This is a genomic window from Pseudocolwellia antarctica, assembly GCF_049933045.1.
Lineage (GTDB): Bacteria > Pseudomonadota > Gammaproteobacteria > Enterobacterales > Alteromonadaceae > Pseudocolwellia.
Genome location: NZ_CP187926.1, coordinates 1,374,511 through 1,399,323, shown reverse-complemented (window position 1 = coordinate 1,399,323; position 24,813 = coordinate 1,374,511). Strand labels below are relative to the sequence as shown.

General features: G+C 35.2%; 18 protein-coding genes and 7 tRNA genes. 2 read left to right on the top strand and 23 right to left on the bottom strand.

Features of this window, described 5'->3' with window-relative positions; translation table 11 throughout:
* Positions 1-74: 74 nt before the first annotated feature.
* The 7 genes from ACPUVN_RS06095 to ACPUVN_RS06065 all read right to left on the bottom strand — a co-directional run bounded on the left by ACPUVN_RS06095 (position 75) and on the right by ACPUVN_RS06065 (position 9,178).
* Entirely contained in the window at positions 75-1,346 is a 1,272-nt protein-coding gene (locus ACPUVN_RS06095) for an ectonucleotide pyrophosphatase/phosphodiesterase (RefSeq protein ID WP_426370200.1), read from the bottom strand.
* Between the two features lie 132 nt (positions 1,347-1,478).
* Positions 1,479-2,036, bottom strand: a complete 558-nt coding sequence (locus tag ACPUVN_RS06090; RefSeq protein ID WP_426357446.1) for a phosphoribosyltransferase — start codon at positions 2,034-2,036, stop codon at positions 1,479-1,481.
* Between the two features lie 101 nt (positions 2,037-2,137).
* Positions 2,138-3,256, bottom strand: a complete 1,119-nt coding sequence (locus ACPUVN_RS06085) for a tetratricopeptide repeat protein (protein WP_426370199.1) — start codon at positions 3,254-3,256, stop codon at positions 2,138-2,140.
* A gap of 543 nt (positions 3,257-3,799) precedes the next feature.
* A complete protein-coding gene (locus ACPUVN_RS06080; protein WP_426370198.1) occupies positions 3,800-6,196 on the bottom strand; it encodes a GH36-type glycosyl hydrolase domain-containing protein in 2,397 nt (798 codons plus the stop codon).
* 11 nt (positions 6,197-6,207) lie between these two features.
* On the bottom strand, positions 6,208-7,563 hold the full coding sequence (locus ACPUVN_RS06075) for an MFS transporter (RefSeq protein WP_426357449.1): 1,356 nt from the start codon (positions 7,561-7,563) through the stop codon (positions 6,208-6,210).
* Positions 7,564-8,048: 485 nt separating this feature from the next.
* Complete coding sequence (gene tnpA / locus ACPUVN_RS06070; RefSeq protein WP_426370197.1) at positions 8,049-8,492, bottom strand: IS200/IS605 family transposase; 444 nt, start codon at positions 8,490-8,492, stop codon at positions 8,049-8,051.
* A 224-nt stretch (positions 8,493-8,716) separates the two neighbouring features.
* Positions 8,717-9,178, bottom strand: a complete 462-nt coding sequence (locus ACPUVN_RS06065) for a hypothetical protein (protein ID WP_426357450.1) — start codon at positions 9,176-9,178, stop codon at positions 8,717-8,719.
* A 128-nt stretch (positions 9,179-9,306) separates the two neighbouring features.
* On the opposite strand from ACPUVN_RS06065, the gene ACPUVN_RS06060 reads away from it, so the two are divergent.
* Complete coding sequence (locus ACPUVN_RS06060; RefSeq protein WP_426370196.1) at positions 9,307-10,968, top strand: protein adenylyltransferase SelO; 1,662 nt, start codon at positions 9,307-9,309, stop codon at positions 10,966-10,968.
* Between the two features lie 277 nt (positions 10,969-11,245).
* On the opposite strand, the gene ACPUVN_RS06055 is transcribed toward ACPUVN_RS06060, so the two are convergent.
* From ACPUVN_RS06055 to ACPUVN_RS06000, 12 genes are all read right to left on the bottom strand, one after another.
* Positions 11,246-12,544 (bottom strand): hypothetical protein, encoded by a 1,299-nt coding sequence (locus tag ACPUVN_RS06055; RefSeq protein ID WP_426370195.1) that lies wholly within the window; start codon positions 12,542-12,544, stop codon positions 11,246-11,248.
* A gap of 581 nt (positions 12,545-13,125) precedes the next feature.
* Positions 13,126-13,210: transfer RNA gene (locus tag ACPUVN_RS06050), tRNA-Leu, on the bottom strand.
* A 122-nt stretch (positions 13,211-13,332) separates the two neighbouring features.
* Positions 13,333-13,417, bottom strand: a tRNA-Leu gene (locus tag ACPUVN_RS06045).
* A 68-nt stretch (positions 13,418-13,485) separates the two neighbouring features.
* Positions 13,486-13,561: transfer RNA gene (locus ACPUVN_RS06040), tRNA-Gly, on the bottom strand.
* A gap of 41 nt (positions 13,562-13,602) precedes the next feature.
* A tRNA-Gly gene (locus tag ACPUVN_RS06035) sits at positions 13,603-13,678 on the bottom strand.
* 79 nt (positions 13,679-13,757) lie between these two features.
* Positions 13,758-13,842 (bottom strand) — tRNA-Leu (locus ACPUVN_RS06030).
* 4 nt (positions 13,843-13,846) lie between these two features.
* Positions 13,847-13,920 (bottom strand) — tRNA-Cys (locus ACPUVN_RS06025).
* A gap of 58 nt (positions 13,921-13,978) precedes the next feature.
* Positions 13,979-14,054: transfer RNA gene (locus tag ACPUVN_RS06020), tRNA-Gly, on the bottom strand.
* 146 nt (positions 14,055-14,200) lie between these two features.
* Positions 14,201-14,782, bottom strand: a complete 582-nt coding sequence (gene pgsA, locus ACPUVN_RS06015; protein WP_426357453.1) for a CDP-diacylglycerol--glycerol-3-phosphate 3-phosphatidyltransferase — start codon at positions 14,780-14,782, stop codon at positions 14,201-14,203.
* 54 nt (positions 14,783-14,836) lie between these two features.
* A complete protein-coding gene (gene uvrC / locus ACPUVN_RS06010; RefSeq protein WP_426370194.1) occupies positions 14,837-16,702 on the bottom strand; it encodes an excinuclease ABC subunit UvrC in 1,866 nt (621 codons plus the stop codon).
* Between the two features lie 2 nt (positions 16,703-16,704).
* Positions 16,705-17,349, bottom strand: coding sequence for a UvrY/SirA/GacA family response regulator transcription factor (uvrY, locus tag ACPUVN_RS06005; RefSeq protein WP_426357455.1), 645 nt, complete (start codon positions 17,347-17,349; stop codon positions 16,705-16,707).
* 161 nt (positions 17,350-17,510) lie between these two features.
* Entirely contained in the window at positions 17,511-17,768 is a 258-nt protein-coding gene (locus ACPUVN_RS06000; protein WP_426357456.1) for a hypothetical protein, read from the bottom strand.
* Between the two features lie 182 nt (positions 17,769-17,950).
* Between ACPUVN_RS06000 and fabA the strand changes: the two genes are divergently transcribed.
* Positions 17,951-18,466 carry a 3-hydroxyacyl-[acyl-carrier-protein] dehydratase FabA gene (fabA, locus tag ACPUVN_RS05995; protein ID WP_426357457.1) on the top strand — a complete coding sequence of 172 codons (516 nt, stop codon included), beginning with the start codon at positions 17,951-17,953 and terminating at the stop codon, positions 18,464-18,466.
* 101 nt (positions 18,467-18,567) lie between these two features.
* Here the strand turns inward: fabA and ACPUVN_RS05990 are convergent, their stop codons facing one another.
* From ACPUVN_RS05990 to rlmKL, 4 genes are read right to left on the bottom strand one after another with little or no spacing between them, the layout of a single operon-like run.
* The gene (locus ACPUVN_RS05990; protein ID WP_426370193.1) at positions 18,568-20,367 is read right to left on the bottom strand and encodes a DUF3466 family protein; all 1,800 of its coding nucleotides are present in this window, start codon (positions 20,365-20,367) and stop codon (positions 18,568-18,570) included.
* A gap of 24 nt (positions 20,368-20,391) precedes the next feature.
* On the bottom strand, positions 20,392-22,308 hold the full coding sequence (gene uup, locus ACPUVN_RS05985; protein ID WP_426370192.1) for an ATP-binding cassette ATPase Uup: 1,917 nt from the start codon (positions 22,306-22,308) through the stop codon (positions 20,392-20,394).
* A gap of 49 nt (positions 22,309-22,357) precedes the next feature.
* Positions 22,358-22,588, bottom strand: coding sequence for a glutaredoxin family protein (locus ACPUVN_RS05980; protein WP_426357461.1), 231 nt, complete (start codon positions 22,586-22,588; stop codon positions 22,358-22,360).
* 39 nt (positions 22,589-22,627) lie between these two features.
* The gene (gene rlmKL / locus ACPUVN_RS05975) at positions 22,628-24,757 is read right to left on the bottom strand and encodes a bifunctional 23S rRNA (guanine(2069)-N(7))-methyltransferase RlmK/23S rRNA (guanine(2445)-N(2))-methyltransferase RlmL (protein ID WP_426370191.1); all 2,130 of its coding nucleotides are present in this window, start codon (positions 24,755-24,757) and stop codon (positions 22,628-22,630) included.
* Positions 24,758-24,813: the final 56 nt, after the last annotated feature.

The window sequence follows — 24,813 nt, the reverse complement described above, 5'->3', positions numbered from 1 at the left end:
AAAAAGAATACGGATGACTTTATTCTATAGCTAAATGCCTAACATTAACAATGTATTACTCTAATTTAGTAAATCTAATGTTCCAGAATTGGTAATAAAATATTTTCATCTGCATCAGTGCCTTCAGGAGTGTCTAAACCGAAAAGCGAAAGCATCATAGGAAATACATAAATATTTTTAAAAGGTTCAATAACAAGACCTTTTTTGAAGCTAGGACCGTTAGCAATAAAAATGGCATTAAGTTCAGAAGTCATCTTAGGATCGTAGCCATGTGTAGCGCCAGCTTTCTCTCTAGGTTTACCAAAAACGTAAGGAGGTAATACTTCCAATATTAGATTCGGCATTACCGATGATCGGGTGTTGAAATGCCATGCTTTTGGATAGTTTTCAAAATCGTAAATAGATACTTGCTGTTTTTCTGCGGTACTGAGTTTACTTTTGATGGTATTAACCAAAGCTTTTTCTTTCGTAGCATCATCTTCAGGTAAATAAACAAACAATTGGGTTTGACCATTTACAACACGAATGTCTTTAACTCCATCAATGCCTTTAAACAAATGGCTGTATTGAATAGTGTTTTGCGAAATATCTGTCATGCCATGATCTGACACTAAAATAATATTTACGTCGTAATCAACTTTATTAGCTAAGTCATCTAAAAACTCACCTAACAATAAATCTAAATCAGTTATTGCCTGTTTAACTTCTTGTGAGCCAATACCAAAATCATGCCCTGCCGTGTCAATCGTTGAGAAATATCCTAACACTAAACTTGGACGTTTATCTTCAGGAAGAGTTAACCAGTTGATCATTTCATTAAAGCGCTTTTTATTCGGCGTATTATGTTTATAAGGTTTTACATAAGTCGGTTTATTTTTACTTGTATTGACTTCAGATTCTGGCCAAAAATATATACCTGTTTTAATATTATTCTTTTCGGCAATAGACCATAAAGTTGAACTACGTAGCCAATTAGGATCTTCTTTACCTAAACCTAACTTGTATTGCTTGTCTAAATCTCTATTGTAAAATTTATTATGGATAACGCCGTGTGTCGCAGGATAATTACCCGTCACGATAGAGATATGATTAGGAAATGTTTTACTTGGAAATACTGGAATTAACGACTTAGCCTTAACTCCACCCTCTGCTAATTTTAATATATTTTTTGGTTGATACGTTTCTAAATAGTGATTAGCAAAACCATCAATGGATATTAAAATGGTAGGTGTTATCGATTCTTTTAATGGTTTTTCATTTGAATCTATAACATTTGTATCTGTAGCAGATGAACAACCGAATAAAATAAAAGTACAAGTAATAGAAACTAAGGCGAAGTTTTTCATAATGGATTTATGTCACTTTGGTTAAGTGTTGAATTGAATAAAACTATAATAGAAGAAGGTTAAAATTTTATGAAATTGGTTTAATAAATGACGATAGCTAAACTGTGTTAGCTATCGTCCTTCATACACGTTTTATTTTAAAAGGTGCACAATATTAGATAAATCACTTTTTCCATTAACAAGCTCTTCTTCTGTTAAACCAGAAAGCTCATGTGGGAATACTAACCATTCATCAGATTCGTGAACATAGTAATCAGGAACTATATCAACTTTATTGTTTTGAGGCTTAAACCAAGGACAAGCAACACGAACATCTGTAGGCATGTTGTTACGACTTAGCTTTTTAAGTTGTTTAATTAAAGCATCGATACTGCGACCTGAATCAAATACATCATCAACAATTAATAACCCATCATCAGCGTTAGCGTTTTCAATGATGTAATGTAAACCATGAACTTTGATTTCTTTACTTTGTTGATTGATACCATAGTAAGAAGAAGTACGTACAGCGATATGGTCAGTTTCTACTTTTTTAAAGTCAAAATATTCTTGAACTGCGATACCAATTGGAGCTCCGCCACGCCATATGCCAACGATAAACTGAGGTCTAAAACCGTCTTCGTAAACTTTAGCTGCAAGTCTGAAAGAATCTTCTAAAAGTTCTTGTGCGGTTATAAATTTTTTTTCCATTGGTATAAGTGCCTCTTGGTATCTTGATAATTGTGTGAACATTATAACCATTTTCTTTACCAAATGGTTAGGTTTTGACTTAAAAGATCATAAATATTTAATTAATAACTTACTGATGCCTGATTCAGGAAATTCAATTTGCGATTATATTCTCGCTCTATATGAATATTCTCATTCAGTTTAAGGGCTTTTTTCATTGAAGATTTTGCCAACTTAAGTTGCTCAGTTTTAAAATAAAGTTGAGCTAAATCAAAATGAAACTCATGAAACTTAGACTCTAATTTAATTGCATCTTTTAAATGACGGATTGCTGAATCATATTTATTCTTATACATAGCTTCACTAGCAAGTAACGCATGATAATGAGGATTACTTAAACGTTTGTTATGTAACTTATTCGCTATTATAGCAGCTTCATCTTGTCTATCTAACTTATCAAATAATAAAGCTAGGTTTTCTAAAGAGGTTAAGTCTTCAGGGCTTAACGCTAAAGCGTGTTGGTAAGTATTAATCGCTAAGTCATAATGGCTGTTAATTTTATACAGCACACCTAAATTCCCCCATGCACTAAAGTATTCAGGGTCTTTTTTTGTTGCTGCTTTGAAATAAGCATAAGCTTCATCATACTCTGCTCTTACAAGTGCTTCAGCGCCTTTGTTGTTGTAGAACATTGCAACCATGGTTTCTTTACTCACAACTTTACGTGGGAAGTGAGCTTTAGATGCATTTGGATCGAAATCTATTTGTAATATTTCTTGAGTCCAAGTATTGCCTTTAAAAATAGAGCTTGGTTTCTGAATTAGCAAGTTAACATGACCCATCAACAATTGATGGCTGCCCTTTCTCACCCAGTACTCAGGTACTTTAATATCTTGAAATTTTAAGCGCATTCCAGCGGCATCTGCTAATGCGTACGCCATGATAGTTAACGACATACAATTAGCTTTGCTTCCATGAAACGCATCAATTGCCGATACATTGGTTCCACTTTCGTAAGACATAGCAATGTGATTTGAAGAGAAAATATAATTTAATAATAAACGCGCTTTATCTCCATGATCTCTTTCAGGCTTCAAAACATAATTCACCATATTTTGCATTTCTTCGTCTAAAGCAAAAATGTCGTGCTCAGTTTCTATGGGAATTTGATTAGCCGTAGGGTAAGCATTATCCAGATATAAATCGTCAAGATTAGTCGTGTTTTGACGGTAGGAATTCACAAGATTTCCACACCCAGAAAGGAGTGAAATAAGAAGAGCTAAACCAATATAATGTACGCAGTTACTTTTCATGATATTTACTCACGATAATAAAAAACGGTTTGTTAGTATAAACCAAATCATTGCTATTGTATATTTCATGCTCAATACCAAACCTCAAATAAAACCAGCTTAAAACCAACAATCAACAGAGCGCCGAATAAAAGCAACGCGTTACAAGTAAGCACATAATTATATAGTATTTAATAACTTAATTGCCTAGCAAAATATAGATGAAAAATCATTGTTAAACGCTTCATATATAAGAGCATTTACTCTATAAAAACAGGAGGAATTGAACATTGCATACAATTAACAATTAGATACTAAGCCTAAACTCACAAGTTAAAGGCAGAGTTTTAAAATATAAAGCCCCGCTAAAAACGAGCTAAATAATAGTATTGGAATGAGTAAGTATAAGGTTGGTTTTAAAGATTAAGCATGAGAGATTTCATACTTAATCTTTATACATTTTTGGTGTGGATTTTATAAAGAGGATTGGAGTTAGTTAGTCTCACTCAAAGGCAGAATAACTTTTATTTGATAGGTTTTACCTTGTTCAATATTAGTGATTTTATTACTGGGTAAAATATCTTTATTCAACATAATGAGTCTTTCAGTGATATCATTTCTGAAGATTTCAACATTAAAGTCAGCTCCCAAATATGAACGAGATATTGTCATTTCGTTCCAATGGTTAGGTAATTGTGGATCGATAACAAGCTCTCCTTTTACACCTTTTAAACCACATAAACCTTCAACAATACAACGTTGAAACCATGCTACAGTTCCTGTATTAAATAACTGACTTGAACGCCCTGCCTGCTCAGGAAATTGTTTATAAGCACCACGATAATAATTAGGTATGTAATTAGGTAACTGCCCACGCTTTTCTACATCGTCTAATGTAGGCAGCATTTTTTTCAGAATATCAAAAGCTTCATCACTTTTGTGAATGCTATAAAGGCTATATGCATAAAAAATAGCGGCATGATTATAAACCGCCCCGTTTTCTGATACGCCGGGGTGTTTCTGGGTTAAACGGCCCACATCGTCACGCATTTTTGTATAACTAGGTGCTAGCATCATGTCACCAAAGGGTGTTGATAACTGCTGCTCTACTTCATTTAACATGCTGGAAATTTTATCTTTATCCGCCGCACCACTTAAAATAGACCAAGATTGTGGGTTTAAATAAATACGCCCTTCAACATCCTCTTTAATGCCAAAAACCACATTATCGTCTGTAATACCGCGACCGTACCATTTTCCATCCCACAAATTTAGGTTAACTGCTGCGTTAATCTCATCAGCTGTTTGTCTATAATATGAAATTTTACCAAGATTATCGGCATAGGTTTCACATAAGTCAGCCCAAGTATTTAATGCATAAGCTGTAGCTAATGAAAGCCATGCTGAAACACCTTTACCTTTGTAACCCACCATATTCATAGGATCACACCAGTCACCTTGTTCAATAAAACTTAAACCTCGATGATCTCTAGCAGCAATAAGTGCTTCCATTGCCAAATCGATATGCTGTTTCACACATTTAGTTTGAGTCGAATCAGCAAACGGTAACTCTTCATTCAATAATGATTGGTCATTAGTTTCAGATAAATACACCGATAAACAAATAGGTAACCAAACACTGTGATCCGTATGAGGTACTTGGTTTATATATTTTAATTCAGCATCTGGATGTAACAAAACACCGTCAGGCATAACACCACTCGACAGTTGCTGAGACAATGAAGTGATAAACGACTGCTTTGTTAATGCAGAGTTGATATAACTCATCCCCATATTATCTTGTAGGTAATTACGCGTTTGTGGATCGGTAGATAACCTATTTACATCACCGTGATAAAAAACCTGCCTAGGTAACCAATGATTAATAAAATGATTAAATTCAGCATCTGGCGATTCAATTTTAATATTACTTTTACCACTGTTTACGTAAGCTTGGTATTGTTCAAGCTCTTCATCAAAGCTTGTACGCTTGCCTGCTAAATCACCAAATAAACCTTGTCTAATTTCAGCTATTTCTTCATTGGTTTTAGCCGCTCCAAAAACAAGCTTCAAAGATTCTGTGGCTTTAGCAGCTAAACAATACTGATATTGCAATACAGCGACAGGCGTTTCATATATAGCATCAGTTTTATCTAAATGTTCATTCACTAATGCACTAGGGTTATGTAAACCACCTTCACCTTCGAAAGTCTTTTGATTTGATGTCCAACTTATAGGAAATCGATCAGCCATCAAGAAGGTTTTATCTTTGAATTCTTTCTGTTTTGGATAGTCTTCAACTTTCTGATACGGCGTAACACAAGAGGCAACAATAGAGTTTAAAGCCTTATCAAACACAGCTGATTGATTTAACCACGACATGTAACCAATAGAAAAGTAAGGATAAACGCTAATATTACGCGTTTGATCACTTAAGTTTTTGATTGTTACATTCCATAACTCTACAGGTTTATCTACCGTTAAAGTTAATGACAGTTGTACTTCAATACCTAGCTTTTCAACAACCCAGTTTATATTGTGTTTATTCAATACAAAATCAAAGCGGTCTAACGAAGCTCTTACAGGTTCATAAGGTGCCGAGAATATTTCGCCCGTATCTTCATCTTTAATATAAAAGAAACGCCCTGGATGATGAGAGAAGTAAGCGTGCTCTGGCTGCATGAAAGTTTTAGCTTCCATGTTAGGCGCATAAGAGTATTTAGCTGGCTCTGGTTGCATAAACTGCGCAATCGCATAACCTCGGCAGTTCATGTTAATCATCATTTGGTTATTCCACAAAAAACCGCTGGCATTAGGTAGTTTTGTTGGACTATGTAAAGTGATGGTTTGTCCATCATCTGCAAATGAATAGGTTTTACTTTCTGACATTAAATATTTTCCTAAGAAATTTGTTTTGATAAATCATCTTGAATTTGTTTTTGCTGTTCATCGGTTAATGGATAAAAACGGATAGCAACCACAGCAACAATCGCAATAATGCCTGGTATTAACGTCATCAATAAAACGATTCCGTGTTCTGAAGCACCTGTTTGAGCTTGGTTAGCAATGTATCCCATAGAAGCTAAAATCCAACCGATCATTGCTCCTGCTATCGCGCCACCTAGTTTTTGAGCAAATGCTGCTGCAGAGAAAATCATGGCGGTTGCCCTCCTACCTGTTTTCCATTGAGAATAATCAGCTGTGTCGGCGTACATTGAGAACACTAAAGGGGATTTAGGCCCTAAAGCCAAACCGATCAATATTTGCAGAGTAAACATAAGCGCAATTTGATCTTGAGGTACAAAGTAAAAAGCGATTGAAAGCACGGCAACAACAAGCATAAGTAGTGTAAGAAGCGTTTTTTTATCAAAGAACTTTGTGAGTAAAGGTGTAGATGCTGCACCAACAGCTAATGACAGCATATAAGCTAATGAGAAGGTACCAATCAGATCTTCACGTCCAACAAAATACTTAAAGTAAAAAGTACCTGTACTGCCACGTAATGAAATTGTCATCATAATAATAAGAGCTAAACAAAATAATACGATCCACGGTTTGTTGTTTGTTAAATCTTTTAAGTCTTGTAAAACAGGAGTTTTTTGATTGGCTGGCGGTGCTATTCTTTCTTTAGTTGAATAAAACGAAAAACTAAATAACATAGCAGCAATAACACCGTATAAGCCCATAGTTAGTTGCCACCCTGTAATCTCATCGCCATTACCTAAATAACTTACAAGTTCAGGCGTTAAAAACGCAACTAAGCTACCACCTGAAAATGCCCCAATAAATCTGAAACTAGTCAGTGTTGTACGCTCTTGAGTATTGCCTGTAACCACACCTAATAAAGCACCGTATGGAACATTGATAAAGGTATAAGCTAGCATCATGAAAATATATGTCGCGTAAGCCCATACAATTTTTCCGCTTTCATCCAGATCAGGAACTGTAAAAGTGAGAACCCCAGCTGCGGCTAGCGGTAAGATACCCCACAATAAATAAGGTCTGAATTTTCCGTACTTGGTTTGTGTTCTATCAGCTAATGCTCCCATTAGAGGGTCTGAAAAAGCATCGACTAAACGCGTCACTAACATCATAGTACCTACTGCTGCTGCAGGAATACCAAATACATCTGTGTAGAATATAAATAAAAACACATCGAAAACACGCCAATAAAAATTACTCGCAACGTCTCCACATGCATAACCAAGTTTTTCTTTTAATGATAGTTTTTGCTCGGTTAAAGCTTTTGAATTCATTATCTTTCCTAGAATAGTTATATATTATTATTTTTACTTTAATTGAATTTTTCAGTTCAATTAAGTTGTTACTCCCCGAAATGAAACGCTTAAATCAACTTATTAACGTCATATAAAGTAATATGAATGTGATATAAATCTCATATTACTTGTATAAAACAAACACCAATGAAAGCGCTTACATTTGTACATAAGATATAATTCTTCTAGAACCAAGTCAATGATGGATTAATTAGGATTATTAATAAAGATACCAAATCCATTCTGATATTCTCTTATCAACAAGAAAAAACACTTAGAGTCATAGGTTCATAGATTTATAGTTCCAGACAGAATCTAAGCACCTAGATCTATGAAGGCGAGTCATTGATTAAAGAAATGGTTAATATATCGCAGAAATGAACAACAATGCGTGGAGAAAGTAAACATCCCCGGGGCAAGCCCTTCTGCTACGCAGAACTCACTTCGTGAGCGGGGTATTTTATTTAGAATATCGCTAACTGATGATCACTGTGTAACTGTTCGTAGTTATTACCTTGGCTTTTCACATATTTTCTGAGCATTGTTTCATCTCCATGCTTACCAACCGTACTGGAAAAATACCCATCAGACCAAAATTCACCACCCCATAATTGCTTTTTAACATGTGGGCATTTTTTGAAGACTTCTCTTGCTGTTAAACTTTTAATTATCGTTACAAGTTTAGTGATGCTATACATCGGTACAGACTGAACTAGAAAGTGTATGTGGTTTTCATCTGAGCCTATTTCTAAAAACTTTATCTCGTAACGTTTCTCTATTTCTGTACAAGTCAAAGTAATAACTCGATCAACACCAGCATCGACAACCGCCCTTCTATACTTCGCTGGGAGGACAAGATGGTAAATCAACACTGTCACATTGTGACTTTTATGGATAAATTCGCTCATGCATCTATTTTACGCCGCAAGCGGCGGGGAATAAAACCCTAAGAGATTTAAATTTGTCTTTCGTATTGGTTTGGTTTGGTTTGGTTTGGTTTGGTTTGGTTAAAAATGATTGCAATACAGATGATTAGACTAATTATTCCGACTCTAACTTAGCTCTATATTTACTTTAAGCTTGCTCTGAGTCGGGATAATGGTGAGATTCGGATTAACTTTGCTTAGATGAATTATTCTTCTAACCAGTCGATATAACAAACAAAAAATTGCTCCCAAAATTCTTCACATTGAGATGCTTCAATTAAGTTTTCTTCTAGATATTTTAAAAGTTCTTCATCTGCTAACGTTGTTGCATCAGGCACATAAACTTCAGCAATTTGAGCCGTAGATTTTTTAAGTAACATTAAACATTTAATAAAAGCGTCAATACTTACAGCTACAGGAACCAAACTCCAACTCTCACCTTCAAAAATAGCAGTGTAAACATGAGCATCATCACTATTTTGGATCATTAGGTACGGGTCACCAAGCTCAGTATCAACACCTATAACAAACCAATCTTCATTCCAACCAGGTTCGAGAGAAAATTTATCTTGTGTCGCTTTTTGTTCATCTTCTAAACTAAAAAGTTGAAAGCCCTGTGGGCCAAAATAAACAGTTGTTAATAAGCTTTTCTGAATATATTTAAGCACGGTATTAATCCTAAAATAAGTTATGTCACTATTATCTCATAATCTGAAATAAGGTATCATTAATATCACTACTAATACTGAACAGATAGATAAATTATCAGTATTAAGTCATGTAATAGAGAGATATTGTGCAAAAACTTAAATTAAACTTCAATAATACATTTAGAAAAGAACTAACGGCAGATCCTATTGCAGAAACATATCCTCGACAAGTTCAGCATGCCGCATATTCAGAAGCTATGCCAGTTAAGGTTCAGCAACCTAACACAATAATCGTAGCCACTGAAGTCTCGAAAATATTTAACTTTACTGAAGAATTTATTACCTCTGATGACTTTGCACAAATATTCACAGGTAACCAATTGATCGAAGGTATGGAACCTTATGCTATGTGTTATGGCGGCTTTCAGTTCGGCAACTGGGCTGGACAATTAGGCGATGGTCGCGCGATTAATTTAGGTGAAGTATTCACAGAACAACATGGTTCTCAAACACTACAATTAAAAGGTGCTGGTCCAACGCCATATTCTAGAACCGCTGACGGTTTCGCAGTTTTACGTTCCTCAGTAAGAGAGTTTTTATGTTCTGAAGCCATGTATCATTTAGGTGTTCCAACAACACGAGCATTAAGTTTATGTTTAACAGGTGAAGAGATCATCAGAGACATAATGTACGATGGAAATGCTAAAGCTGAATTAGGCGCTGTTGTATGTCGAGTTTCTTCATCATTCGTGAGATTTGGTTCAATACAACTACCCGCAATGCGCAGAGATCTTGAATTATTAACTGAAATGGTTAACTACAGTATTACTCATGACTTCCCTCACCTACTTCCTCAAGATCAAAAAGAAAATAACGAAGAAAATGAAACGGTAACGCAATCAAGCTTGATCACTAAAGAAGTTTACTTAGCTTGGTTTAACGAAATTTGTGAGACCACAAGCGACCTTATTATTCATTGGATGCGTGTTGGCTTTGTTCATGGCGTTATGAATACTGACAATATGTCTCTTATAGGTGAAACTATTGATTTTGGACCTTATGGCTGGGTAGATAATTTTGATTTAGGATGGACTCCAAATACCACTGACAGTCAGAATAAACGTTATCGGTTTGGTGGACAATCAATGATCAGTTTATGGAATTTATGTCAGTTAGCTAATTCACTTGTACCATTAATTGGTAGTGTTGAAGCGCTGCAAACCAAAGTAGAAAGTTATACTCAAATGTACGAAGTAAAATGGCATAGCATGATGATGGAAAAGTTAGGTTTAACTTCAAACTTAGCGGATCCTAAAGAAGAAACCTTTATAGCTAAAAATTTAGAAGTCTTACTTGAAGAAGTAGAAACAGACATGACAATTTTCTATCGTCTATTAGCGAGTTTTAATTTTAGTGAACACGATATGCTCTCAGAAGATATTTTTGAGTCATTAATTAAACATTTCACACCCTGTTATTACAACGTAGATCAGCTAGATGATGTTTACACACAGAAATTATCGCTATGGTTAACTAAATACCACGAAAGATTCACGCTTGAAACGTATGACGACACTGTACGTGCGTTAAAAATGAATAAAGTAAATCCTAAATATGTATTAAGAAACTACTTATCTCAACAAGCTATAGATAAAGCTGAGAATGGTGACTTTAGCGAAATACATCGTTTACATGAATTACTTAAAAATCCTTATGATGAACAAAGTGAGTTTGAAGAATATGCAGGAAAACGTCCAGACTGGGCAAAAAATAAAGTCGGCTGTTCAATGTTATCGTGTAGTTCATAGATACCCCTTAGTTAATAAATACTGAAGTAAGAACTATTTTCAATAAAACAGTTTAGAAACAAAAAAGAGTGATTCATTAATTAAAATGAATCACTCTTTTTTATATATGCTGGTTTAGTTTTTTATAAAAGCTGGGGGTTAAAACTAACTTTAAAGCTAATTTTTTAAAACTGACTTTCTAAACTGATTTCTAAAATCAGTTTATCCAAGTTAACTAGCTGATCTAAGACACTCACAATTAAAGAGAACTAATCACTAATAAAGACTTAATAACGCCTTATAGCGAAAACTTAGCAAGCTCTAATCCTTGTTGTAAAGGAATATCAGCGTATTTTTGTTCTCGTAAACTATGAATAAATTTTAAGGTTTTAAATGCATCAAACCAAACATTTAACTGTTTATTGAATTGGATTTGATTGTTATTTTTTTGTTTAGTAACAAAACTATCGAGTTTAGCTTCTAATAAAGCCTGCTGACTTTCATTAGATAGTGCACTTAACCAAGTATCAAACGTGACTCTGTTCCCCCACAGTGAATTAAAATGTGATAAACACACCTTTAATTCTTCAAAAACTTGAGGATGGTAATAACAGTAAGGTTGGTTATTAATTTTTAGCTGCATAATGTTAGCAACAGAAGGTCCTGTACCAAACGGAACACGATCTGAGGTTCTTGCATCAATTTTTACAATCGTATTTTTTAAAAACTCAACTTGTCCTAATTTTGCTAATTTATTTAATAAATAAAAATCTTCACCTGCGCTACGTTTAGGAAATCCACGCACCATCGCATAATCTTTAGCTTTAAAGGCTATAACACTACCAATAGTAAAAAAGTCATATGATGAACCAGCAAATGTTAAACCATTAACATAATACCTGAGTGCTGTTTCGTAGAGACTATTAGCTGCATGAATATCTACATCATCACTAACGTGTGTAAAGTTATAACTTACTGCAGAAATATTTTTAGCATGGCTTGTTTTGTCTAATAGCTTTGTAGCACAAAAATAATCATCAGGTAAATGAGCATCAGCATCGGTTGAATGGATCCAATCAGATTGAATAATATTTTTACTCGTTAGCAATAATGCGAGATCAGATCCTATTTTACGAGCAAGACCAACACCGTGATCGACGGGTAAAGGTTGAGTAAAAGCATCAATAATTAAGAAGTGGCTAGATTTATTTGTCGAAATTAACTCAATACCTTGATGAGTTAACACAGATGTACCTGAATGCTTAATAAACTTAGCTAACGTTTGTTGAGGATATTGATCGAGATCGTTATCAGGCTGGTTGATAACAACAATAAATAATACGTTTTGTTCAATTAATGCTGAAGATAAAATACGTTCGATAAAGTCAGTTGACTCTTTATAAGCAGGTATAACAACAACATGGTCAAAAACCTGAGATTTGATTGATGATCTATCGACTTCATTTATTAGATTATTAGCTAGGGTATCCGATACACAATGACTTAAGTGATTCGATAAATAACTGGCCAGCTGATTTCCACTTTCAATAATGTGCTTTTCTGCATATTGATCTAAATATTTAATTATATTTTTCATATAGTTTGATCATTCTATTAAACGTTATTTTATTTAGCTGACATGACTAAAAGGGAATTAATACCTAATACCAAACGGATTAATTTATTGCTCACTTAGCGAGAATTTAAAGGCTTAGAGGCACAGGTTCATAGTTCCAGACTGAACCTAAGCACCTACATCCATGTAGGCGATGCATTGATTGAAGAGAATGGTTATTCTCGGTAACTGCTCCTGCGTTACCCTAATGTCCTACATCCATGTAGGAACCTTGTCAAAATCAATAACGCAGCATATGAGCCTTTAAATTCTCGCCCTTCGGGAGCTCATTAGCAAACTGATAACATCACAAAATTAAAAAATATAGAATAACTATGTTTAATCAATTTTGCTTGTTCAAAACTTGCTAATGTAGTTCTAAGTTACTCAATAAATTAATTCGTTTGGTATAAAACATTAAATAAATATTATAACGTGATTGTTATCGTAAATAGAGTATAAAGAAATATGAAATAAAATAAGAAATTTAACTGAAGATATACAAGGAGTGAACAAAGAGATAAAACTGAATAAAATAGATAAGAGTTATAATAAATAAAAAATGGTACCCGGAGCCGGACTTGAACCGGCACGCGTTTCGGCGAGGGATTTTAAATCCCTTGTGTCTACCAATTCCACCACCCGGGCATCGAGAGATTATTTTTTAGAGTAGAGATTGGTTCCCTACTTTATCATTTAAGAATAAAGTAAATTATTTTTAATAGTGATAATTTTATAACTTAGAATGAAAACAATATTTAAATACTGGATGGTACCCGGAGCCGGACTTGAACCGGCACGCGTTTCGGCGAGGGATTTTAAATCCCTTGTGTCTACCAATTCCACCACCCGGGCATCGAGAAAGTATTTTTTATAGTAGAGATTGGTTCCCTACTTAAACATCAAAAATATTCTTTAAAAATTGGAGCGGCTAACGAGACTCGAACTCGTGACATTCACGTTGGCAACGTGATGCTCTACCAGCTGAGCTACAGCCGCTTCATTTTGTAAGCTTACACTTACCTTGCTATATAAAAGATTGGAGCGGCTAACGAGACTCGAACTCGTGACATTCACGTTGGCAACGTGATGCTCTACCAGCTGAGCTACAGCCGCGCACATATCTTTTACTTTTAAAACACCTACATACGCCAATATGTAGTCTTCTTTTATTACTCAACCTGCAATAATGAAATGGTACCCGGAGCCGGACTTGAACCGGCACGCGTTTCGGCGAGGGATTTTAAATCCCTTGTGTCTACCAATTCCACCACCCGGGCATTATGGAGGCGGGTCCCGGAGTCGAACCGAGGTCCACGGATTTGCAATCCGCTGCATAGCCATTCTGCCAACCCGCCAAATCATTCACTACGAGTTGAGTAGTATTCCCTAGAATCTTTTTCACTTAAGAAAAATTGGAGCGGCTAACGAGACTCGAACTCGTGACATTCACGTTGGCAACGTGATGCTCTACCAACTGAGCTACAGCCGCTTCATCTGTTGACTCCCTGTCAACTTGGAAACGCATTTTACATTGATATTATGATGAGTCAACACTTTAATTTCAATTTTAATTCAAGTGCTTAAAAAGCAGCTCATATGTTGTTTTTTTAACTGATCACCTGCAATACTTGGTTATTATTTAGCTTTTAACTCTGGTAAAGCAGCTTTGAAATAGGTCCACATTGAGGTAAAAGTTAAAATTGTTGCTATAAAATAGAGACTAAAAGTAAGAAACATAAAAAATTCTTGCGGAATATTAAAGAAAATAAATGGAATATCATAAGTTGGTTGCCAAATAAGTCCCATAATGCCTAACATTTGTGCAGCAGTTTTATATTTACCAGAGTTAGAAACAGCAACGTCTTCTCTTTTTCCTCTTGAAGACATAAATTCTCGCAATGCACTTATAAATATTTCACGAGAAATCATTAATGCGGCAGGTATAGTGATATACCACACACCATAATCTTCAATTAACATGGCTAATGCACAAACCACCATGAGCTTATCTGCCACAGGATCTATAAATGCACCAAAGGCAGATGATTGATTTAACTTACGTGCTAAATAACCATCTACAGCATCACTTACTGCAGCAAACCAAAAAACAACAAAAGCACCAAAGTGACTCCATGATATTGGAAGATAAAAAACTAAAACAAAGACAGGAATTAAAACAATTCTAAAAAGGGTAACTTGATTCGGGATAGTCCACATAATCTACTTAATTTTACAGCGCTTGATTAATAGTTATTTTACACAGATTAATGATTAATTGTCATGTAGCGCATCATAAATATTTTGCGCAAGTACATCACTAATACCTGGAACTTTTGTTAACGTTTTAATATCAGCAGCTAAAACCTCTTGCATACCACCTAAATACTTTAATAAAGCTTGACGTTTTTTAGCGCCAATACCTTCAATTGACTCTAAAGCAGACTTTTTACTAACTTTTTGACGTTTAGCCCGATGTCCTGCAATAGCGAACCGATGTGATTCATCGCGAATATGTTGCACTAAATGTAAAGCAGGAGACGTAGCAGGTAATGATATAAGTTGATGGCTACCTGCTAAAATTAATGTTTCTAATCCAGGCTTACGCGACTCCCCTTTTGCAACACCAACAAGCAGTGGTGTTTTTTCTAATTTTAATTCAGCAAAATAACCTTCTGCCTTAGCTAATTGTCCTTTACCACCATCTATAAATACAATATCAGGCATTTTATCTAAACTAGCATTGGTGTAACGCTTATTTAACGCAAAAGCCATTGCCGCATAATCATCACCTGGAGTTATGCCATGTACGTTATATCTTCTGTAATCACTTTTAAGAGGACCATTCTGATCAAACACAACATTAGAGGCTACAGTTTGTTGACCCATCGTATGGCTAATATCAAAGCACTCCATGCGATTTATACCACCAGTCAGTTCAAATACTTCATTCAGTGCTGAAAAACGAGCTTGAATAGATTCTTTTTCGCTATTTTTGGTTAATAACGCATTTTGCGCATTGGTTTGAGCTAGTTTTAAATACTGAGTTCTTTCTGAACGTACATTGTGAGAAATTTTGACTTCGTTATCCGCTTGTTTACTTAACAATACTTTAAGTTCTTCAACTGATTCAATAGCTGTAGAAATAACGATTTCTTTCGGTATACGTGCAGATTTAAGGTCATCGCCTAAATAATGCTGGCTGATAAAAGCTTCAATAATCTCGTTATCATCAGTATCTGCAGGAACTGTTGGGAAATAGCTTTTACTACCTAATATTTTTTGATCTCGAATAAACAGAATATGAATACAGGCTAAACTTCTAATACGATGTAAACCAACCACATCAAGTTCAGCAGCAATGCCACTTACATACTGTTGCTGTTGTACTTTTCTTAATGTAGCTATTTGGTCTCTGTATTTAGCTGCCTTTTCAAATTCTAACTGGTTACTCACAGTTTCCATTTTAGTGACAAGTTCTTTAATTACGTCAGAGTTCTTACCTCTTAAGAACAACTTTGCAAGTTTGACTTGATCTGAATAATCATCTTTAGATATTTTATCAACACAAGGAGCTGAACAACGCCCTAATTGGAACTGTAAGCAAGGTCTCGTGCGTGCACGGTAATAACTGTCTTCGCATTGACGTAATGGAAAAAGCTTCTGCATTAGCCTTAAGCTTTCCCAAACTGCACCTACTGTTGGATAAGGACCAAAATATTCACCTTTTACTTTTCTACCGCCACGATGCAAACCTAACTTAGGATGTTTATGATCGGTGATCAGCAAATAGGGGTAAGACTTATCGTCTCTTAATAGAATGTTATATTTAGGTTGGTATTTCTTTATGTAGTTGTTTTCAAGTATTAAAGCTTCACCTTCAGTATGCGTAACGGTTACATCAATAACACGAATACGACTAACTAAAGCCTTGGTTTTATTACTACCTACGTCTTTACGAAAGTAACTCGATAATCTCTTTTTTAGATTTTTCGCTTTACCTACGTAAATAATTGTACGTTCTTCATCATACATCCGATAAACCCCTGCTTGCTCACTAACAGTGGATAAAAAGGATTTATGATCAAAACTAGGAAGGTGTTGGGGTTCGGTATCTGGCAATTTTATATTATCTGACAATTTTATAACTTTTCGGTTTGTAGCATTCCATGTCTTATCGCTAGATGCGTAAGCTCTACGTCATTACTCACATTGAGTTTTTCAAACATGCGGTATCTATAACTGTTAATAGTTTTACTGCTCAGCATTAGTCGCTCTGAAATATCAGGCACCTTTTCGCCGCGCGTTATCATCAGCATAATTTGTAATTCTCTTTCAGATAATAAATTGAAAGGGTTTTCATCAGGAGATTTAGATTGGTTTAACGCCATTTGTTGCGCTATATCTAACGAAATATAACGTTGGCCACTATTTACAGCACGAATAGCAATAACCATTTCGTCTGGACAGGTACTTTTTGTTAAATAACCCGATGCACCTATTTGCATAACTTTCGTTGGAATAGTTGCTTCGGTATAAACAGTTAATACAATGATTTTAATATCAGGTGCATAACGAATAAGTTTCTTTGTTGCTTCTAACCCGCCCATTCCAGGCATCTGCATGTCCATTAAAATAACATCAGGCTCAGTTTTACGGCAAAACTTAATTGCATCTTCACCAGTTGCGGCTTCGCCAATAACTTTGATGCCTTTAACCTCATCAAGAATTTTACGAATACCCGTTCTTACCAACTCATGATCATCAACCAATAAAACATTAATCAACGCAGTACACCTCAACCTAAATTAGGTTATAAACGCCCTATTTATTACAAATATAAATAAGGTAAATTGAACACATTACACATATTACCGTTAAAAGGCTTATGTATTTTTAATTTATTTAATTACACAAAAACGTTTTTGTATAAAATACCTATTAACACTTAAAGTTTGTTTTTTGTAAGCCAGCTATTTAACAATCCGATTTGACCATTTTTATAAGCTGCATACGTTAAACGAACGGCATTACTCATGATAGTACTATCAGACCATTGTGTTTGGTCTGCAATCAATTCATAACACTCAAGTGCTTCTTGAGATAAGTAGCCACGCATTTCACGCATGCCTTTTTCTTTTTGTCGTTCGCGGTATTTCTTTTGCTTTTCCGCGTTGGTCATTGCCTTTTTTTTAGTCACTTCCATATTACTTCAACCCTGATAATTGCTATAACTATACGATAACTGTGCAATATGGTTACGCATAACTAAAAAAAACGCAATAAAAATGTATTATTTAACTGTTCAGAGTTGTTTAGTGTACAAGTGTTCGCTAAAGTATCGCCTTTAAATTTAATAATGTAATCAAAAGTTGGGATCCAAAAACCATGGAACAAAAAAACGCTTATAGCAAAGAAGATTTAGTCAAAGCTGGTACAGGTGAAATGTTTGGCGAAGGCAATAGCCAATTACCATCTGACAACATGTTAATGATGGATCGCATTGTAAAAATAAATGAAGACGGCGGCGAACACGGTAAAGGTGAAATTGTTGCTGAATTAGATATTAACCCTGACTTATGGTTTTTTGATTGTCACTTCAAAGGCGACCCAGTAATGCCTGGTTGTTTAGGCTTAGATGCAATGTGGCAATTAGTTGGCTTTTACTTAGCATGGTCTGGTGGACCGGGTAGAGGCAGAGCTTTAGGTGTAGGAGAAGTTAAATTTACAGGTCAAGTACTACCTACAGCTAAAAAAGTAACTTACACAATTACCTTTAAGCGCGTTATCAAACGTAAATTATTTATGGGTATTGCTGACGGTACGGTTGCTGTAGACGGTAAAGTTATTTATACCGCTAAAGATTTGAAAGTAGGCTTATTTACAGATACTTCAGCTTTCTAATTTTATTAGAAACCAGATATAAAAAAACACCTATTAAGGTGTTTTTTTTTGCTTTAGATTTAACCTAACTCACATTTAACATGTTGAGTTAAGTTAATTGCTTATCTAAATCTTCTTCTAAAACCAATTAGAAGTAATACCAATGGTGTGAATAAACCAAAGCTCGCGCCTTGTCGTTCAAGTACTTCTTCATCAGCAGAACAGTCTTCAATTATGCCGTTGGCAATAGGTTGAAGTCTTACTGCTCGAACAACTTCTTCTGTGATAGGAGAACCGTCTGTGTCGTCAATCAACTCATTACCAAAGTAATCACGAGCATTAATTCTAATTAAAGCTGTAGCAGAGATTTCGTTACTTTCATTAATACTTTGTGCATCAATAATCGTGTATTCAGAATCACATTCAAGGTAACTATTTAAATCAATAAAGTTATCAGAACCAATATCATACATAAAGCCATGCGTACGGCGTGAACTACCATCTGTGGTTATATCAGTTTCTACTTCAGCAGAACCAACCACAAAGCCGTTTTCATTAATAGATCTTGGAATGGTTGAGCTACCAGTAAAAAACAAATCAGGTAATACAGCTTCAATATTATCCAAGTTACTCACATCAGCATAATAAAATACACTACGAGTTGAACCACTTACTGTCTGACTTAAATAACCAACAACAATATCGTCGTTGTTAATGTCAGTGGCGCGTGAACTAAAATAGGTTTCATGGTCAGTATTTATATCAACAACCCTATTGTTGTTAAAAACAACAGCATAAGTTGATCTTGTTTCAAACTCGTCTGGTGTAACTACATCATTGTCATACCAACCATGAGAATAGCCTACAACAACACCTGAGTCGTTTATCGCTTGCGCGACACTTTGTAATTCACGGGTATCATCTTCATGAGGAGTAACTAAGTAACCCAATGTTTCTGAGTTTTCTATCTCACCATTACTATTAATCGTCCATTTAAATGCTTCAGTAGAATAAAGATTATCTAAAGTTAGATTATTATTCGTTAAAACAAGATCTAAACAAACATCAAATGGTAGTTCTTCTAACTGCTCTTCTGTTGAGCAACTTTCATCAATAAATTCAACAGCATCCTCAGAAATACTGGTACTTGCGTAACCAATAGCAACACCACTTTCATTAATGTCTGATACAACAGAAACACCACCGTAAGTAGACTCTGGTGCGATTAGTGGAATAATGGTATTGCCACGGTCAAGAGAATAAAAACCACGTGTACTAAATTCTCTTAACCAATAGTTAATGCTTGTATCATCACTAGTATCTTCTGAGTCTTGATCATCAACAATTTCAACGGGTAAATAAGGAGCACTTGCGCTACCGTAAATCCAACCATTATCCGTAATACCATTAACAAAATCGACAGTTGAGCGTGTTAATTCACTACTCACTGATGTTTGTTCACCGTCAAAGTCTGTATCAAAAATACTGAATTCTTCAGAAACATCACCAGTATTAAGCAACGCAGCAACGTCACCATATTTTTGATAAGCAAGGTTTGAACTTAAGCTAATGATGTAACTTAATGCCCAGAAAGAATCATTTTCGGTAGGCGTACCAGCTCTTAAAGCTTCTTCATCTTCAATGTCATCATAAACCAACGTGAATTCGTGGCTTAAACTTGCAAGTGCAACAATACTGTCAAAGTCGTCTTCATCTAAGAACTCATATTGAACAGAAAAGTTGTAGGCCTGAGTGCCCGAGATAACCATTTCGCCTAAGTTATTTTCTTGTATAGCAAAAGTGTATTTGTGAGTGTCTGCAGCACCTTTATCGATTACTTCGTAAGAAGCAGCGTGAACGGTTGTGCCAACTAATGCACTACAAACGCTTAGTGCGAGTATTTTTTTTGCAAATTTTTTCATCAATAACTAACTCTCAATTTTGTATTACAATTCGTCTAACTGTTGCCATCTAGCATAAGTTACTTCGAGCTTGGACTCTGTTTCTTCAAGCTGGTTCAATATTTTTTTGGAATGTACTTCATCATTACTTGTGAAAAAGTCTGATTGGTTGACTTGTTCTTGTAATGTTTCAATTAAATTCTCTAGTTCTTCTATCTGTAAAGGCAGCGCTTCAAGCTCTTTAGTTTCTTTAAAAGATAACTTTTTCTTTTCAGCTTTTTTTACAGGTTTCTCAATACTGTTCGAGCTTTTATTACTTTTAGTTTTTGGATGATTGTCAGCTAAACGTTGTCGCTGATCTTCTTTATAAGCAACGTAACTGTCTACATCATCATAACCACCTACTATTTGAGTAACATCTCCTGTACCGTCGAAATATAAACAGGTATTAACACAATTGTTTACGAAGTCGCGATCATGGCTCACTAAAATAACCGTTCCTGAATAATTTGCAACGACTTCTTCTAATAATTCAAGGGTTTCTATGTCTAGATCGTTTGTTGGTTCATCTAAAATAAGTAAATTACTTGGACGTAAGAACAAGCGAGCTAATAATAAACGGTTTTTCTCACCACCTGATAATGCTCTTACTGGCGTACGAGCACGTTTAGGACTAAACAAGAAATCTTGTAAGTAACCAAGTACATGACGTGTTTTACCATTAACAGTAACTTCTTGCTTACCTTCTGCTACCGTATCTTGAACTGTTTTACTTAGATCAAGTGCTTCTCTGTGCTGATCGAAGTACGCTACCTCTAAATTAACACCACTGCGCATTGTGCCTGACGTGGGTTGAAGCTTGTCCATAATCAATTTGATTAATGTTGACTTACCTGTACCGTTAGCGCCAATAAGTGCCAATCTATCGCCACGGATCATTAATAAATCTAAAGCGTTGATAATTGTTTTATCGCCAAAGGTCATGTTTAAGTTTTCACATTCAAACACTAACTTACCTGAACGATCACCATGAGTAATATTGATACCACCTTGGTTTTTAACATCGCGACGTTGTTCACGTTCTGAACGTAGTTTTTCTAACGAACGTACTCGCCCTTCATTTCGTGTTCTTCGAGCTTTAACGCCTTGGCGTATCCATACTTCTTCTTCAGCTAACTTTTTATCAAATAACGCATTTTGTTGAGCTTCAACTTGCAGATCATGCTGTTTTTGCTCAATATATTCGTCGTAGTTACCTGGATAGCTGGTTAATTTTCCACGATCTAAGTCTAAAATACGCGTCGCTAAACCACGGATAAATGCCCTATCATGACTGATAAATACGATTGTACCTTGGAAATCTTTTAAGAATTGCTCAAGCCATAACACGCTACTTATGTCTAAATGGTTGGTTGGCTCATCAAGTAATAAAACATCAGGTTCAGTAACTAAAGCTTTTGCTAATGCAAGCTTACGTAACCAACCACCTGATAAATCGTTTACCATTTTTTCAGCTTCAAGCTTTAACGTAGTAAGGGCTTTATCAATACGTTGTTCATCTTGCCAAGCGTTAGCTTGATCAAGTTTTTGCTGAACATCAGACAATTTGTTTAAGTTATTCTCAGATGGGTCTTCACCAATTAAACTGATCAAATGATGATACTGTTTAATTAAGTCAGCATTTTCTTTAACCCCTTGAGCAACATAATCGAATACCGTCATGTCGCATGACTCTGGTGGATCTTGCTCTAACATGGCTAACTTTACATTGTTAGACATAAGCAATTGACCATCGTCAAGTTTTTGCATGCCATTTAAAATCTTTAATAACGATGACTTACCTGCACCATTTCTTCCCACTAAACAAACTCTTTCGCCTGTTTTAATGGTTAAATCTGTTTTATCTAAAATACTGTCTTCGCCAAAGGCTAACTCACCTTGCGAGATACGAATTAATTCCATTGATTTATTTCAACTCTAATTTATGTAATCTGTGTTTATGCAATTTTGCTTAAGTTAACTGGTTAATTTGTTCTTGAGTAAATGGCCAAAATAACTTTTTATCGCTGTTTATGCTTTCAAGTACCGGAATACTAATACCGTATAATTCAACCAACTTATCATCTTCAACAATATCTATTATGTTAATTTCATTTAACGGCTTAGCATTTTTAAAAAGTGCTAACGCCTCTTCGCATAGATGACAGCCTTCGCTGCTGTATAAGTTGTATTTTATTGTCATAGTTTTTCTTTTTTATTATCTATCATGAATATAGATAAATTAAATTTTTGTGATCAACCAGCTATTATGAATATGTTTGTTACGTAAAAAGTCTTTATCGCGTGTTTGCTCAGTGATAGCTTGAGCTTTTACGCCCAATGTTTCCATCGCTTCAAAATCCATTTTAAAGTTACGCTTATTATTTGTGAAAATAAGTTCGCCGCCTTCAGCTAAAGAATTTAAACCGTCAGTGATTAACGCCACATGATCACTTTGTACATCAAAGCTGTCTTCCATTCGTTTAGAATTTGAAAACGTTGGTGGGTCAATAAAAACAACATCAAATTTTTGTTTGTTATTTTTAAGCCATTGTAAACAATCCGCTTGTACAAACTGGTATTTATGACCTGATAACTTGTTCAGCGTAAAGTTGTCTTGAGCCCAATCTAAATAGGTTTTAGACATATCAACCGTAATCACTTCACTCGCGCCATGCAACGCAGCTTGCAGTGATACTGAACCTGTATAAGCGAAAAGGTTAAGTAAAGTTTTGTTCTTGGCTTTTTGAGCTACCATTTGACGAGTTTTACGATGATCTAAAAATAAGCCTGTGTCTAAGTAATCCCACAAGTTAACTTTTAATTTAGCGCCGTACTCATTAACAACAATGGATTGCTTACTTTTGTCTACCTTCTCGTACTGGTTTTTACCTTTTTGCTTAGCTCGTGTTTTTAACACCACTTGGCTAGTTGGAATATTCAATACTTTAGGGGTGAAGTAAATAACTTCTTGTAAACGTTTAGCGGCTTTCTCTTCTTCAATAGTTGATGGCGCAGCATACTCATGAATAACCACATATTCGTTATAAATATCTACAGCAACATTGTATTCTGGAATGTCAGCATCGTATAAACGATAACATTCAATTTGTTCTTTTTTAAGCCAGTTTTTCAAACCTTTCTTATTTTTAACTAAGCGGTTCGCAAAAGCAGAATCTTTTTCCTCGAAATCACTATTAGGATTGCTTGCATCTTTTCCTGCTTGCTTCTCGTCAATATTATATAAAGCTAATTGACAATCTAGCGGACCATTTTTAAATTTGTAACGCTTAAAAGTAGCTAATTTCAACATACTTAGTAGCTCTACATTAGCTGTTAAAATAACAACACGCCAATCTAAAAACTGAGATTTAAGCTTTTTACCAAACAATGCAAAGTTTTCAACAAGCTCAGGTAGTTCACCAATACGAACACCATAAGGAGGGTTAAATAGAATAGTACCTTCTTTGCCAAAAGTATTATTTAAGGTGGTAGAATCTTTACAAGAAAAGTCGATACACTGCTGAAGTTTAGCTAAACGCGCGTTTTGTTGAGCTGTATGAATAACTCGGCTATCAATATCATTACCAAACACTTTTACTTTAACGTTATCTAGCCCTGTATTTGTTGCTTCAACAGCTTTAGCTAGTACTTCGTTCCAAACATAAACATTATGACTAAGCCAGTTTTCAAAGCCCCAACTTTCTCTATCAACAGACGGAGCCGCACCTGCAGCCATAGAAACAGCTTCAATTAAAATGGTACCTGAACCACACATAGGATCTAATAAAGGTTTAGTCGTATCAGCTAACCAGCCAGAACGTTGAATGATAGCGGCGGCTAAGTTTTCTTTTAAAGGTGCTACACCACTATTTTTACGATAACCACGCTGAAACAAACCTCGCCCTGAAAAATCTAAATAAATAGCAACACTATTTCTTAACAGTCTTGCTTGAAAACTAATGTCTGGATTTGATTTTTGCACTGACGGACGATCTAAATCGTTATCTCGAAAATGATCAACAACAGCATCTTTAATGGTTAAACCACCAAACTGGGTATTACGTATTTCTTCACTCTGACCAACAAAATCGATCGAAAAGGTTTTTTTATTTGAAAAAACTTCAGACCAATTAATTAAAGATGCGGTTTTAAACAACTCATCTTTATTATTAGCATCACCCTCACCTAACTTTAATAGCACTCTAGAAGATAAACGCGTCCACAAACTAATGTGATAGCCAATCTCAAGGCTTGCTGAAAAATAAACACCTTCAGGTTTTTGAACAACAGATTCACCACCAAGTTTTTTAACTTCTTCAAAAAGTAAAACTTCGATACCAGGAGATGTTAGTGCTAAGAATTGATACATAAAGGGTTTCCAGAGTAATTAATGGCGCGATTATAAACAAGAACCGTCAGTACTTA